This window comes from Pseudomonas sp. BN606 (assembly GCF_029873115.1).
In the GTDB taxonomy this organism is placed as follows: Bacteria; Pseudomonadota; Gammaproteobacteria; order Pseudomonadales; family Pseudomonadaceae; genus Metapseudomonas.
On the sequence record NZ_SSOF01000073.1, the window covers coordinates 106,281 to 120,355 of the forward strand.

Annotated in this window: 11 protein-coding genes; 9 read left to right on the forward strand and 2 right to left on the reverse strand. The window is 63.3% G+C overall.

What is annotated here, in order from left to right; genetic code table 11:
• Window positions 1-279: 279 nt before the first annotated feature.
• The 4 genes from E8E75_RS15585 (at window position 280) to E8E75_RS15600 (ending at window position 6,567) form a co-directional block, all read left to right on the forward strand.
• A complete protein-coding gene (locus E8E75_RS15585; protein ID WP_153921518.1) occupies window positions 280-2,556 on the forward strand; it encodes a DUF1631 domain-containing protein in 2,277 nt (758 codons plus the stop codon).
• A 329-nt stretch (window positions 2,557-2,885) separates the two neighbouring features.
• On the forward strand, window positions 2,886-3,434 hold the full coding sequence (ampD, locus tag E8E75_RS15590; RefSeq protein WP_120652952.1) for a 1,6-anhydro-N-acetylmuramyl-L-alanine amidase AmpD: 549 nt from the start codon (window positions 2,886-2,888) through the stop codon (window positions 3,432-3,434).
• A gap of 15 nt (window positions 3,435-3,449) precedes the next feature.
• A complete protein-coding gene (ampE, locus tag E8E75_RS15595) occupies window positions 3,450-4,286 on the forward strand; it encodes a regulatory signaling modulator protein AmpE (protein WP_120652951.1) in 837 nt (278 codons plus the stop codon).
• Between the two features lie 250 nt (window positions 4,287-4,536).
• Entirely contained in the window at window positions 4,537-6,567 is a 2,031-nt protein-coding gene (locus tag E8E75_RS15600) for a methyl-accepting chemotaxis protein (protein ID WP_280359385.1), read from the forward strand.
• Window positions 6,568-6,698: 131 nt separating this feature from the next.
• On the opposite strand, the gene E8E75_RS15605 is transcribed toward E8E75_RS15600, so the two are convergent.
• Window positions 6,699-7,481 (reverse strand): TatD family hydrolase, encoded by a 783-nt coding sequence (locus E8E75_RS15605; RefSeq protein WP_153921517.1) that lies wholly within the window; start codon window positions 7,479-7,481, stop codon window positions 6,699-6,701.
• 229 nt (window positions 7,482-7,710) lie between these two features.
• Between E8E75_RS15605 and E8E75_RS15610 the strand changes: the two genes are divergently transcribed.
• From E8E75_RS15610 to E8E75_RS15625, 4 genes are all read left to right on the forward strand, one after another.
• Window positions 7,711-9,714, forward strand: coding sequence for an aminotransferase class I/II-fold pyridoxal phosphate-dependent enzyme (locus E8E75_RS15610; protein WP_153921515.1), 2,004 nt, complete (start codon window positions 7,711-7,713; stop codon window positions 9,712-9,714).
• 67 nt (window positions 9,715-9,781) lie between these two features.
• Window positions 9,782-10,567, forward strand: coding sequence for a transporter substrate-binding domain-containing protein (locus E8E75_RS15615; protein WP_120652947.1), 786 nt, complete (start codon window positions 9,782-9,784; stop codon window positions 10,565-10,567).
• Window positions 10,568-10,627: 60 nt separating this feature from the next.
• Window positions 10,628-11,338 carry an ABC transporter permease subunit gene (locus E8E75_RS15620; protein WP_153921512.1) on the forward strand — a complete coding sequence of 237 codons (711 nt, stop codon included), beginning with the start codon at window positions 10,628-10,630 and terminating at the stop codon, window positions 11,336-11,338.
• Window positions 11,339-11,351: 13 nt separating this feature from the next.
• Complete coding sequence (locus tag E8E75_RS15625) at window positions 11,352-12,047, forward strand: ABC transporter permease subunit (RefSeq protein WP_120652945.1); 696 nt, start codon at window positions 11,352-11,354, stop codon at window positions 12,045-12,047.
• A gap of 118 nt (window positions 12,048-12,165) precedes the next feature.
• Here E8E75_RS15625 and E8E75_RS15630 read toward each other — a convergent pair whose 3' ends face one another.
• Window positions 12,166-12,789, reverse strand: a complete 624-nt coding sequence (locus tag E8E75_RS15630) for a TetR family transcriptional regulator C-terminal domain-containing protein (RefSeq protein ID WP_120652944.1) — start codon at window positions 12,787-12,789, stop codon at window positions 12,166-12,168.
• 98 nt (window positions 12,790-12,887) lie between these two features.
• On the opposite strand from E8E75_RS15630, the gene E8E75_RS15635 reads away from it, so the two are divergent.
• Entirely contained in the window at window positions 12,888-13,901 is a 1,014-nt protein-coding gene (locus E8E75_RS15635) for a succinylglutamate desuccinylase/aspartoacylase family protein (RefSeq protein WP_120652943.1), read from the forward strand.
• The last annotated feature ends 174 nt before the right edge of the window (window positions 13,902-14,075 follow it).

Consider the following 14,075-nt stretch of genomic DNA (forward strand, 5'->3'; position numbering starts at 1 on the left):
GCTGCCGACGACCGGCGCAGTGCTGATCAACAACCGGCTCGCGCTTTCTGCTAGACAGTCAGGAGGACATGCTGTGCGCTTGTCGGTCGGTGTTCCTGCATCTGTGACTTGATTCATGTCTGTAGGAAATCTCCGCTTGGTTGTCACAGCATCATCCATATAATGACATCGGAAATTTCTATTTTTGACGCCAGTTGCTTGACGTTATGGATGACTCCCCATGTTCGAATCGTGGTCCGATAGGCCCTGTGGATGGGCTCGGCCTGCGGGAGGCTTGTGATGCAGACCGACGCTAAGGTGGTGCCGCTGAACAAGGGGGCCACCCAGCAATCGCCAACCTCGCCGGTAGGAAGGCTGCCCGTGGCCTTGATCCAGGTGCGCGACAAAGTGGCATTGCAGCTGAAGCAGGCGCTTCAGGTGCTGTTCGACAATGCGGACGACACCCTCTTCGAGATGGCGGACCGTGCCACCAGCAACGCCGAGCAAAATGCCTTCTTCGAGGCGATGCGCGACCTGCGGCTCAAGCGCAAGAGCATCGAGCGGACCTTCCTAGAGAAGGTCTTCGAGTCATTCTCGTCCCTCAGCCAGTACGAAATAGGCAAGGCAGCGCAACTGGGCGCGGTGTCTTTCGACAGCCTGTCGCTGGTGCAGAACGATGAACTCGAGGAGGCCGTGGCGCTGGATGCCATGGTCGCCAAGGTGATGGCCCGCGATGGCATTGCCCTGGGCCATCTCACTACCCGTCTCAACACGCTCGTCAGCAAGAAGGTCGAGGACAAGTCCAACCCATTGGGCCCGCGCCTGCTGTGCGAGGTTTTCCTCGACGCATGCCGCAGTCTTGGCGTCGAGATCAAGGTCAAGCTGATCATCCTCAAGCTGTTCGAGAAATACGTACTCACCGAGCTGGACCAGATCTATGCCGAAGCCAACCAGCAGTTGGTGGCGGCCGGTGTGCTGCCGGACCTGCGTTCGGCTCCAGCGCGGCGTCAGCCGGAGCGTTCTGCGACCGGCGCACCGTCGGCCCAGCCTGGCGCTGCGACCGGGGGCGCTGGCCAGGTGCATGAGGAGAGTGTTCAAGAAGTCTTCAGTGTTCTCCAGGACCTGCTGTCCCAGGTTCGCGGTACTGCGCTGCCTGTCCGCCAGCATCCTGCCGATGCAGTGCCGGTCAGTAGTGTCGACCTGATGCGACTGCTGTCCCACCTGCAGCAGCACCTGCCACAGCAGCACAGCGATGAGTACGACCTGCGCGTGAGCCTCGACCAGTTGCTGACCCGCGCCAGCGCCCGCAGTGGCCGTGCACGGGTAGTGGGGCAGGTGGACGATGACGTCATCAACCTGGTTTCCATGCTCTTCGAGTTCATTCTCGACGACCGCACCCTGCCGGATTCGCTCAAGGCCCTTATCGGCCGGATGCAGATTCCCATGCTCAAGGTCGCCCTGCTGGACAAGACCTTCTTCAGCCGTGGCAGCCATCCCGCGCGTCGCCTGCTCAACGAAATCGCCTCTGCTGCCCTGGGTTGGGTGGACCAGGACGATGCCCAGCGCGACAACCTCTACCAGCGTATCGAGCAGGTGGTGCAACGCCTGCTGAATGACTTCGTCGATGATCCGGCGATCTTCTCCGAGCTGCTGGCCGAATTCCTTTCCTACACCGGTGACGAGCGCCGTCGCAGCGAACTGCTGGAGCAGCGCACCCGCGACGCCGAAGAAGGTCGCGCCAAGGCGGAGCTGGCTCGTCGGCGAGTTGAGGAGGCACTCAATCAGCGCCTTCTGGGTCGCACCTTGCCGGAAGTGGTCGTGCGCCTGCTGCAGGAAGCCTGGAGCAAGGTCATGCTGTTGAGCTGCCTCAAGCACGGCGTGGAGTCGTCTGAATGGCAGGCCAGCCAGCAGACCATGGACGACCTGATCTGGAGCGTGGAGCCCCACGAGGCGCCCGAGGCGCGTGCCCGCCTGCTGGAACTGGTGCCGGGTCTGCTCAAGGCCCTGCGCGAAGGACTGGCCAGCGCTGCGTTCGATCCCTTCTCCACCAGTGAATTCTTCAGCCAGTTGGAGGCCTTGCACGTCCAGGCCTTCCAGCGTTTCCGCAAGCCCGAGCCGGTGGAAGTGGTTGCCGACGACGGATTGGAGTCGCCGCCCCTGCTGCTCGACCTGCCGGATGAGGATGAAGCGGAAGATGAGTCTGCGCCGGCCATGGTCGCCGTTGTCGAGGAAATCGTCCTGGCCGCACCTGGTGAAACCCCAGTTCAGGAGCCCGAGGTCAGCCTGGCGGATGACGACGAGGCCCTTGGTTTCGTCGACAACCTGCGGGTCGGCAGTTGGGTCGAATTCCAGGAAGACGAAGAGCACAAGCTGCGTTGCAAGCTGGCAGCGCTGATCAAGCCCACCGGTAAGTACATCTTCGTCAACCGCACTGGCATGAAGGTGCTGGAGAAGACCCGCATGGGACTCGCCGTGGAGTTCCGCCGCCAGGCGATCCGCCTGCTGGACGATGCTCTGCTGTTCGACCGCGCGCTGGAATCGGTGATCGGCAACCTCCGGCGGCTCAAGGGCGCCTAGGGTGCGCAGTGCGCACCAGGCTGATCCGGGTGGGCGCTGTTCTGTGGGGGGCGATTTCAATCGCTATGTCTGCGTCAGCTGTCGCGAGCGATTTACCCTCCGGCCAAGCGCCTTGTAGGAGCTGGCTTGCCAGCGAAACGGGGCCATTCGCTGGCAAGCCAGCTCCTACGGGCAATACAACTGCCTGCAACACCTAATGCAGACATAAGGTGCCGCATCGTCAGGCGCAACCAGGGGGAGGCCCTGAGCCGAGTAGCACGCCGCGGTTTCCGCCTCTCGCTAAAATGGCTCCGCTGCGCCTAAAGTGGGCAGAAGACCAAGGAGCCGACATGCAGCTGGACCTCGCTTCCGGTTGGTGCCAGGGCATCAGCCACTGCCCATCACCCAACTTCAACTGTCGCCCGCAGCGGGAGGTGTCCCTGCTGGTGATTCACAACATCAGCCTGCCACCCGCGCAGTTCGGCACGGGGAAGGTGCAGGAGTTCTTCCAGAATCGCCTTGATCCCGCCGAGCATCCCTATTTCGAGGGCATTCGCGATCTCAAGGTGTCCGCGCATTTCCTGATCGAGCGGGATGGCGCCGTCACCCAGTTCGTTTCCTGCAATGAGCGTGCGTGGCACGCAGGCATTTCCCTGTTCGATGGGCGGGACAACTGCAACGATTTCTCCCTGGGAATAGAACTGGAAGGCACCGATGATCTGCCGTTCACGGAACCTCAGTACGCTGCGCTGATCGCATTGGTGGAGCAGTTACGGCTGGCATTCCCGGCCATCACGCCGGAGCGGATCTGCGGCCACAGCGATATCGCCCCGGGGCGCAAGACCGATCCGGGGCCGGCATTCGATTGGGATCGCCTGCGGGCTGCCTTGAAACCTTAGGAAGAGGAGGAACCCATGTATTTTCTGGTGTTGTTGCTGGTGCTCTGGATCGAGAAGTTCTCCGCCTGGCGTCGGCATATCCAGCAAGACGGCTTCTGGCTGCGCGAACTGGCCAAGGCAGAGACCAATCCGCGTCTGAGCGAGCGCCCTTGGGCGATTCTGGCGCTACTGGTATTGCCTCCCTTGGTGTTGCTGGCACTCCTGCTTCTGGTCTTGGAGCCAGTAGCCTACGGCTGGCTGGCGTTGCCGGTGCACCTGCTGGTGATCATCTACAGCCTTGGGCGCGGAGACGTCCTGGCCGACCTCGGCCCCTTCCGCGATGCCTGGCGGCGTGGTGATACCCAGGCTGCCTATCACGTCGCCGAACGCGACCTCGGCCTGGAGGCGGAGGAGGGCGGCGATCTGTTGCAACAGGTGCAGGGTTACCAGCTCTGGCAAGCCTATGAGGGCTTCTTTGCTGTGATCTTCTGGTATGCGCTGTTGGGTCCCGTGGCGGCCCTGGCCTACCGGCTGTTCGCGCTGGCGGCCGAGAATGCCGCTGCACCCGCACTGCAAGAGCGCGCGGAATCGATCCGCCATGCCTTCGACTGGTTGCCCGTGCGGGTGCTGGCAGCGAGTTTCTCGCTGGTCGGCAATTTCGTCGGAGTCAGCAGGGTGCTGCTGCATGAGTTGCTGAACTGGGACATTTCGGCGCGCCAGTACATCGATCTGGCCGGTCGCGCTGCCGCCGAACTGCCGGAGCCCGTCAGTGGCGATGCCGGTGTGGCAACCCTGGACGCACTCTGGCAACTGCTGGTTCGTGCCGCTGTGCTCTGGTACGCCGGCTTCGCTGTGTGGGCTCTGTTGTTCTGATCCCAGCTCCATCGCCTGCCCGACGCAACCGTCGGGCAGGTCCCGCCCTGCTTAACCTTTAGTTACAGAAACTCCTGCCGATATCGGGTACACAGATGAGCGCGCCAGAATTTTCTGACACAGCTCACAGAAGCGGCTGATTGATATCCGACGGCCGCCTTGCGGAGGGGAGAAGCTGCAAGGCTCTGGCCGAGCGCTGTCAGGTATTCGGAACGCGCCCATAACAATAAATGAGAACAGGAGACGTCTCGTGAAGACCCTGTTGTATCCTGCCATCGCCCTGATGAACCGACTCAGCTTCGGCATGAAGTTCAGTCTGATCAGTGTTCTGTTCTTCCTGCCGATGTTGATCACCAATTTCTATCTGGTGCGCGACTCCTACCGCCAGTTCGTCAGTACCCGCTCTGAGCTGCAGAGCCTGGACCTGCTGGGTGCCAGCCTGAGCGTACGGCGCAATCTCGAAAGCCTCAACGACCTGGTCATGATCAACTCGATGATCGGCCAGTCGGGTCAGGCCGGTGACCTGGAAAAGCGCATTTCCAGTCTCGAACAGGAGGTGCTCGCGACCCTGCAAGGACTCGCGCCGGTGGCTTCCGAGCCTGAGCAGGTAGAGGCCTTCAATACCAAGCGCGACGAGTTGATTGCCGCCCTGCAGGCCGCCAAGGGCGAGACGTCGCTGCAGAGCAAGAGCGCGATGATCGAGAAGCTGCTGGGCAACTCCCAGGTCTTCATGAAATTCGTCTCCGGCCAGGCCGGGCTCAGCCAGGACGACCAGGCTGACGTTCGCCAGATCACCGAACTGATTACCACCACCACGCCGCAAGTCACCATGGCGCTTGGCAAAGGGCGCGCCATTGGCGCCTATTCCCTTGGCCAGGGCTTCCTCAACTCCGCAGCCAGCACGAAGCTGGACGACCTGCTGCTGGACCTGGACAAGCTCAACGCCGAGTATGGCCTGAAGATCGTCGACGCCCTCGACGGCAGCCCGCGCGCGCACCAGGCGCTGGACGCCCTGACCGCCGCGAGCCGCGACACCATCAAGCAGAACGCCACATTGTTCGAGGACAAGGTCATCATGGCCGATACCCTCGACACGCCGTGGCAGCAGTTCTACGACCAGGTCAGTGCCTCACTGGAGAAGACTTACCAGCTCAACGACGGCTCCCTGGGCTTCCTCAAGGCTGAGCTGGAAAGCCGGCTGGCCGGCAAGCGCGTGCAGACCGTGCTGCTGGTGGTGGCGCTGTTGGTGGTGTTCCTCGCCATCGTTTACCTCTACAGCGGCTTCTACGTGTCAACGCGCACAACGCTGAAGAGCTTGGGCAAGGTGATGGATCAGGTTGCCGGCGGCGATATGACCGTGAGCTTCCGGGCTGAAAGCCGTGATGAATTAGGTGAGCTGGGCCAGGTATTTAACGGCACCGTGGCGAAGATCCATGACCTGATCGAACTGGTTGGCCACACCGTGTCTGAAGTGGAGCGCCAGGCTGGCCGCGTGGAGCAGGTTTCGGGTGAAAGCAACATCGCCGTTGCCGGGCAGCGCAGCCAGATCGAACAGGTGGCCACGGCCATGAATCAGATGTCCGCCACCGCACAGGAAGTGGCACGCAGCGCCGCCGCGGCAGTGGACAGCGCCCAGAGCGTCAACCAGGAAACCGTCAGTGGCCGCGCCCTGGTGGAGTCCCAGCTGGGCAGCATCGAGAAACTGGCCAGCGAGATCGACCAGTCGGTGAATGTGATCAACCAGCTGGCTGCGGACAGCGCCTCAATCAGCCGCGTGCTGGAGGTGATCAAGGGCATTGCCGAGCAGACCAACCTGCTGGCCCTGAACGCTGCCATCGAAGCGGCGCGTGCCGGTGAGCAGGGGCGCGGCTTCGCCGTGGTGGCGGACGAGGTACGTACGCTGGCCAAGCGTACCCAGCAGTCCACCGAAGAAATCGAGCAGATGATCGTCAAGCTGCAAGGCGGTGTCGGCGCCGCAGTCAAGGCGATGAATGTCAGCCATCAGATGGCCGACGGCACCGTCAACCAGTCCGGCAAGGTGCAGGCGGCCCTGGAGAACATCCTCGGTGCTGTAGGCATGATCGTCGACCAGAACCAGCAGATCGCCGCTGCCGCTGAACAGCAGACCGCGGTGGCCCACGATATCGACCAGAACATCGTGGAGATCAATCACGCTGGCGAGCGCACCGCCGAAGGGGCGAACCAGACCGAGAAGGCTAGCCGCGAGCTGTCCGGGCAGGTTGCGCAGCTCAAGCAGCTGATTGGTGCGTTCCGGGTCTGAGTGAGATACCGACGGTTCTGTTGCAGGAGCGACTTCAGTCGCGATTGCGGAACAAGACGAGGGCAGCTGCGCTGCCCTTCGCGAATGAATTCGCTCCTACAGGAGCAGAATCGCGCTTCTGTCAGCAAATCTCATATCGACTCCCAGCCAAACACCTCACAGGCATTCCGCGTGCTGGCTTCGGCCAGCTCGTCGGGCGTAACACCGCGAATCTCCGCCAGGGCTACGCAGATGTCTGGCAGGAACTCCGGACTGTTGCGGCCGTAAGGGTGCATGGCGGGGGCCATGTCCGGCGAGTCGGTTTCCAGAACGATGTCTTCCAGTGGCAGCTGTGCCACGACCTTGCGCAGGCGGTTGGCCTGGGGCCAGGTGGGGGCGCCACCGAGACCCAGGCGGAAGCCCAGTTTGCGGTACTCCTTCGCTTCCTCGAGGCTGCCGGCGAAGGCGTGGACGATGCCGGGGCGCTTGAGGCGAAAGCGTTTCAGCGTTGCGATCACCGCCGCATGGCTGCGCCTTACGTGCAGCAGTGGCGGTAGCTCGAATTCCGCCGCCAACGCCAGCTGCGCCTCGAACAGACGCTGCTGGGCATCGCGGTCCAGCTCGGTGACGAAGTAATCCAGACCGATTTCCCCCACTGCGCAGAGCTTGGGATCGTCCGCATGGCGTTCCAGCCACTCACGCAGTTCCAGCACGTGCTCGTCCCGGTGTTGCGCCAGGTAGATCGGATGCAGGCCGAGGGCGGTGTAGAAATCATCTCCCGCGTGGGCCATGTCCCAGACTCGACGCCAGTTCTCACGGAATACGCCGAGCAGTACCTGGCGTCGCACACCCAGAGAGCGGCAGCGCGCCAGTACCTCGTCGCGGTCGGCGTCGAAGTCGGGGAAGTCCAGGTGGTTGTGGGTATCGATCAGCATGGCGCCAGCATATACCGCTCTTTCCCGGTCCGACACGCCCATTTCCGGGGCGTTCGGGTGGCTTTTTTCGGTGCATCCGCTCTGCCCCGGGGCATCGCCAAGGGCTGGGAAAACAAGGCTGAAAACGCTATTGAACACTCGTTCATGCTGGGCTATGGTTGGGCCCACTCGCCGGTTCGCCGATGCAGTCCCGTGACCCGGATTCCACCCTTAGCAATGGGGCCCGAACATGCGTTTCGCTTCGCTTGTGGAGAGAATGGCAGGGCCAGGCACCGCCGCCTGGGATATTCACTACGCGGCCACCGCCGCTCAACGTGCAGGCGAGGACGTCATCGTTCTCAGCATTGGCGACCCGGATTTCGCCACGCCAGAACCCATCACTACAGCTGCCATCCAGGCCTTGCAGGCCGGTGACACCCATTACTGTGACGTCGCCGGCCGCCCCGAGCTGCGCCAGGCCATCGCCGATCTGCACGGTCGCCTGACCGGCCGACCGGTGTCGGCAGACAGCGCGATCCTCGTGGCCGGCGCACAGAACGGACTCTATGCCGCGGCCATGTGCCTGCTGGAAGCCGGTGATGAAGTCATCGTCTTCGATCCGGTCTACGTCACCTACGAAGCTACGTTGAAGGCTACCGGGGCTACCCTGGTGCGGGTTCCGTGTCCGGCGGAGGGCGGTTTCCGGCCTGACCTCGACGCCTTGCGCTCAGCCATGAGTGAACGTACCCGCGCGATCTTCTTCGCCAACCCCAACAATCCGACCGGCGTGGTGCTCAATACCGAGGAAATGCAGGCTATCGCCGAACTGGCGCAGCAGCATGACCTGTGGGTCGTTGTGGATGAGGTCTACGAGAGCCTGACCTTCGAACAGCCGCACCAATACTTCGCCACTTTGCCGGGCATGCACGAGCGCACCGTGAGCATCGGCAGCCTGTCCAAATCCCACGCCATGACCGGCTGGCGTACCGGCTGGGTGGTCGCTGCCCCCGAGTTGGTGGCGCACATCGAGAACCTGGCGCTGAACGTGCTGTATGGACTTCCTGGCTTCGTGCAGGAGGCGGCGTTGACCGCCGTGCGCGCCTACGACCAGGTGACTGGGGAAATGCGCGAGCTCTATCGGCGTCGTCGCGACCTGGTGGTCGATGCGTTGCAGCAATGCGCGCCGCTCAAGGTGCTGAAGCCCGAAGCGGGCATGTTCGTCCTGCTCGATGTTCGCGCCAGTGGCCTCAGTTCCCTGGACTTTGCCTGGAGACTGTTCCGCGAAACCGGCGTCTCGGTTCTGGACGCTGCGGCCTTCGGTCCATCCGCCGCCGGCTTCGTGCGACTGTCCTATAGCCTGGGTGAAGCCCAGCTAGCCGATGCGTGCGCACGCATCCGCCGCTTTGCCTCCACCCTGGGGACTGGTTCGATCATCGAGGTGCGCTCGGCCGCTTCTGTCGATATCCAGTCTGCGAAAGTGGAGCGGCCAAAAATGGTGGAGGTGGATTCGATCCACAAGCGCTTTGGCCAGTTCGAGGTGCTCAAGGGCGTTTCGCTGACCGCCCGGGAGGGCGGCGTGGTGTCCCTGATTGGCGCCAGCGGCTCGGGCAAGAGCACCTTGCTGCGCTGCATCAACATGCTGGAAATTCCCAACCAGGGGACTGTCACGGTAGATGGCGAGAGCATTCGTCTCACTACCAGTCGAATCGGCGAACCGATGGTGGCAGACCAGAAGCAACTGACCCGGATTCGCTCCCGCCTCGGCATGGTGTTCCAGAGCTTCAACCTCTGGCCCCACCGCACTGTGCTGGAGAACCTGATCGAAGCGCCTATCCAGGTGCTGCGGGAAAGCCGCGCCGAAGCCATCGAGCGGGCCGAGGCACTGCTGGAGCGGGTGGGGCTCGCCGCCAAGCGCCACGAGTATCCATCTTTCCTGTCCGGTGGCCAGCAGCAGCGTGTGGCGATTGCCCGTGCGCTGGCGGTTGAACCCAAGGTCATGCTGTTCGACGAGCCCACTTCGGCGCTGGACCCGGAACTGGTGGGGGAAGTGCTGCGGGTGATCCGTTCTCTGGCGGAAGAGGGTCGCACCATGATCCTGGTGACCCACGAAATGGCCTTCGCTCGTGACGTTTCCAGCCACGTCGCCTTCCTCCACCAGGGGCGTATCGAAGAGGAAGGGTCTCCGCAGGAGGTTTTCCTGAGACCGCGCAGCGAGCGCTGCCGACAGTTCGTCACAGCCCACCAGAATCGCTGATTCCGGCCGCCGGGCGCGGCCAGCTCGACAAGCTCTAACCACAACAACATCAAGCAGGGCAGAAACCATGAAGAAGTCTCAACTGGCACGTTGGATGGCGGGTGCGGTAATGCTCATGGCTGGCGCGGCGGGCGCGCAGGCCGAAACCCTGAGGTTCGCGATGGCGGCGGAACCGTATCCACCGTTTTCCAGCAAGCAGCCCGACGGCCAGTGGGCAGGCTTCGAACCGGACCTGATCCGCGCCCTCTGCGCGCAGATGCAGGCCCAGTGCGAGATCGACGAGGTGGCCTGGGATGGCCTGATTCCAGCCCTGATGGCGAAGAAGGTGGATGTGATCTTCAACTCCATGTCCGTCACTGAGGAGCGCGAGAAGCAGATCGCCTTCAGCCGCGCCTACTACGACACCCCGGTTGCAGTGGCCGCGCCTGCTGCGCTGGACGTCACCGTCAGTCCCGAAGGTCTGAAAGGAAAGGTGGTCGGCGTGCAGCTCTCCACTGTCAGCTCCAACTACCTGAAGCAGCACTACGAAGGCATCGCCGACGTGCGCTACTACGACACCCAGGATTCGGTGAACGCCGATCTGGTGGCAGGACGTATCGACCTGATGATGGCCGACGGGATCGCCGTCAGCGCCTTCGTCAAATCTCCCGATGCCCAGGCTGCCGGAATCGAGAACAAGGGCGAGGTGCCCTACGATCCGTTGTTCGGTCGCGGCGTGGGGGCCGGCCTGCGCAAGGACGACGTCGCCCTCAAGGCGAAGCTCGACGAAGCCATCGGCAAGCTGCTGGCCAGTGAGGACTACAAGACGATCTCCGCCAAGTACTTCGACGTCAGCGTCGCGCCGAAGCAGTGACCTCCGGAGCCATCCCGGCCCTGCCGGGGTGGCGCATTTCCGCCTCGATGAGGGCCTGCAATGCAGTCTTACTTTGAACTGGTCGGCTTCGGTGCCCAGGGTTGGGGACCGGCGCTGCTCAAAGGGTTGTGGGTAACCCTGCAGATTTCCGTCGGCGCCTTCCTGGTGGGCATGCTGATCGGCCTGGCGGTTGCCATGGGCAAGCTCAACGGCCCGCGCCCAGTCGCGCAGCTGATGCGTGGCTACACCACCCTTTGCCGCGCAATACCCGAGCTGCTGCTGATTCTGCTCCTCTACTACGTGGGGTCGATGGGGCTCAACCAGCTGTTCGCCTGGCTCGGCTACGGCGACCTCAAACTCAACGGCACCGTGGTGGCCATCGCTGTGCTCGGACTGGTGCAGGGTGCTTATGCCTCGGAGATCTTCCGGGGGGCCATCCAGGCTATTCCCCATGGGCAGATCGAGGCTGCACGGGCCTTCGGCTTGAGCGGGTTCGGCCTGTTCCGCCGGGTGACCTTGCCGATCATGGCGCCCAATGCGCTGGCCGGCATGGCCAACCTCTGGGTCAACCTGATCAAGGACAGTGCCCTTATCAGCGTCGTCGGCACCAACGAACTGCTTTTCACGGCCAAGCAGGCGGCCGGCTCGACTCGCCACTACCTGACCTTCTACCTCACCGCCGCAGCCTTCTATTACCTGCTGACGGTGCTCTCCAACCTGTTTTCCGGCTGGCTCGAACGGCGCTTCCGCCGCTGGACCCCGTCGGTGTGAGCGAGGGCGTGTGATGACCGCTACCTGGATATTCGACTACGGCAAACTGCTGCTCAGCGGCCTTGGCACCACCTTGCTCATCCTCGTCATCTCCGCGGGGCTGGGCTTTGTCCTGGCGCTGTTGGTGGCGTTGGCGCGGATGTCGCGCAATCCGTTGCTGGCGGGGACGAGCCTTGCCTACACCAGCGTGATTCGCGGGACGCCGCTACTGGTGCAGATCTACATCTTCTACTACGGACTGGGCAGCCTGTTTGCCCAGTTCCCGTTGATTCGTGGCAGCTTCCTCTGGCCCTACCTGCGTGATGGCTTCTGGTACATCGTCTTCGCTCTTGTGCTCTCGGTGGGAGCCTATGTCGGCGAAGTCATTCGTGGCGGCATGAAGTCCGTGCCCAGGGGCGAACTGGAGGCCGCGGCGGCTTTCGGCATGCGCCAGCGCTTGGTGCTGTTCCGGGTCTGGCTGCCCAGGGCAATTCGCCTGTTGCTACCGACCCTGGCCGGCGAAACGGTGATGCTGCTCAAGTCCACCGCCCTGGCCTCCACCGTTGCCGTGGTTGATCTGCTGGGGGCCGCCAACGTGGTGCGTGCCCAGACCTTCCAGATCTACCAGCCGCTGTTGCTTGTCGCGGGTATCTACGTCTGCCTGACGTTCATGATCGAGACCGGGTTTGGCCTGGCGGAGCGACGAAGCATGTTTCGTCGGGCGAATTAAGGAAATGGGGGAGCGAACTCATTCGCGAATCGTCCCGAACGGGCGACCGCGTTTGCGATAGGGCAGGCCTGTGGCTTGCCTCGCGAATGAATTCGCTCCTACAGATTCTCCATGCCGCTCAGGCATAGGCCCCGCGTCGCAGGCTGTCGACCCAGCGGCGGCTGATCTCAAGGCCTTCTTCGGCGCTGAAGTTGGCGGGATTGAGGCACCACTCCAGCCATAGGCCATCGAGCATGGCAGAGAGGCCGATGGCCGCCAGGCGCGGCTTGGCGATGGAAAAGCCTTCTTCGCGGGCCAACTCGGAGAGCAGTTTTTCCAGCAGTACCAGCGAGCCGCCGTAGGTGCGTTCGTGGGCTTCGTTCACTTGCGGGGAATGGCGGATCAGGCTCCAGAACACAACCCAGGGGCTGAGCAGGTCGGGGTCCAGGGTGACCGGCGAGAAGTAGCCGGTCAGGAAGGCTTCGAGACGCGCGGCAGGTTTCGGGCCGGCTGCGTCGATGCGAGCCACCAGGGCCTGGTTGACCTCGCTGGCGAGGGTCTCGTAGGCCTGCGCGACCAGCGCATCGATGCTGCCGAAATAGTGATTGATCAGGCCAACGGCGACGTTGGCCTCCTTGGCGATGCGGCGCACCGAAATACCGGCGTGGCCCTCGGCAACCAGGCAGCGCAGGGCGGCGCGCACCAGATGCTCGCGGCGCTCGTCGGGGTTGGTGCGTGGCTGTCTTTCGCGGGGCGTATCCAAGGGGCGATTTCCTTCGCTCGATGGGCCGGGATAGTACCGCCTGGCCCGGCGACAAACCAACCGTCCGGACTCGTCCGGCGGCCCAGAGGAGGTAGGACATGATCGAAGATGTCTCCCTGAATATTCCAGGGGATTCCGGCGCACGCCTGCGGGTGCCGGCATGGCGCCTGGACAGCGGCAAGCCGGGCCCCAGGGTCCACTTGCAGGCTGGGGTCCATGCCGACGAGATCGCCGGCATGCTGGTGCTGCACAAACTCTTGCCGCGCCTGGTCCAGGCTGCTGAAAACGGTCTGTTGTACGGCTGCGTGACCGTGGTGCCCCAAGCCAATCCCCTAGGCATCGGCCAGTTTCGTCATGGGCGCATCCTGGGTCGGGTGCACGAGTCCAGCAGTCGTAATTTCAATCGCGGCTTCATCGCATCAGCGACGCAGGCCCGGCCAGTTGGCAACCTGGCGGTCTGGCAGAAGGCATTGGCCGGGCTCGCGGCCGATGCCGACATCGTCCTGGACCTGCACACGGACGACGAAGCGTTGCAATACGTCTACCTGCACCAGTGCTTCTGGCCAGCAGGGCAGGACCTTGCAGCAGCCCTTGGGGCCGAGGTGGCGATCATCTGGGAGGGAGACGGAGATGGCGCCTTCGAGGAGGTGGTGATTGCGCCCTGGCTTGCGGAGGGGCGTGTCGAGGGGCGGCTAGTGTCCACCGTCGAGTTGCGCGGGCAGGGGGATGTCAGTGACGCCCTGGCTCAGCAGGATGCCGACGGCCTCTATACCTTCCTCTGTGGCCGCGGCGTTGTCGCCGAGCCGGCGCAATTACCGGTATGGCAGGGTACGGCAGTGCCTATCGGGCATATGGAAACCGTGTTCGCGCCGACCGCCGGGGTGCTGGTTTTCGAGCGGGAGCTTGGTGATGCGGTGCAGGCCGGTGAGTGCTTCGCGCGTGTCATCGCCATTCCTGGCGACCCGTCCAGCGAACACCGGCTGCTGGCGCCCCAGGCGGGCCTGATGGTCACCCGCTATCGCGACCGGCTGGTCCCTGAGGGCGCGATAGTGGCCAAGTTCACCGGTTTACTGCCGTCGAGCACCTGGACCTCAGGCCCCCTCGACCCGTAACAGCCCTGTCGTAGGAGCCAGCTCGCTGGCGAAAGAGGGACTCCGGTTCGCGAGCAAGCTCGCTCCTACAGGGGCGCGCTTGCTCGGATGTAGGAGCCAGCTCGCTGGCGAATGGCGTAGGTGAGGTTCGCGAGCAAGCTCGCTCCTACAGGGGCGCGCTTGCTCGGATGTAGG

What these genes read in the sequence shown, in the direction of transcription:
- E8E75_RS15585 (WP_153921518.1), top strand. Translation starts at nt 280, where the DNA reads ATGCAGACCGACGCTAAGGTGGTGCCGCTGAACAAGGGGGCCACCCAG.
- ampD (WP_120652952.1), top strand. Translation starts at nt 2,886, where the DNA reads ATGCAGCTGGACCTCGCTTCCGGTTGGTGCCAGGGCATCAGCCACTGC.
- ampE (WP_120652951.1), top strand. Translation starts at nt 3,450, where the DNA reads ATGTATTTTCTGGTGTTGTTGCTGGTGCTCTGGATCGAGAAGTTCTCC.
- E8E75_RS15605 (WP_153921517.1), bottom strand. Translation starts at nt 7,481, where the DNA reads ATGCTGATCGATACCCACAACCACCTGGACTTCCCCGACTTCGACGCC.
- E8E75_RS15610 (WP_153921515.1), top strand. Translation starts at nt 7,711, where the DNA reads ATGCGTTTCGCTTCGCTTGTGGAGAGAATGGCAGGGCCAGGCACCGCC.
- E8E75_RS15615 (WP_120652947.1), top strand. Translation starts at nt 9,782, where the DNA reads ATGAAGAAGTCTCAACTGGCACGTTGGATGGCGGGTGCGGTAATGCTC.
- E8E75_RS15620 (WP_153921512.1), top strand. Translation starts at nt 10,628, where the DNA reads ATGCAGTCTTACTTTGAACTGGTCGGCTTCGGTGCCCAGGGTTGGGGA.
- E8E75_RS15625 (WP_120652945.1), top strand. Translation starts at nt 11,352, where the DNA reads ATGACCGCTACCTGGATATTCGACTACGGCAAACTGCTGCTCAGCGGC.
- E8E75_RS15635 (WP_120652943.1), top strand. Translation starts at nt 12,888, where the DNA reads ATGATCGAAGATGTCTCCCTGAATATTCCAGGGGATTCCGGCGCACGC.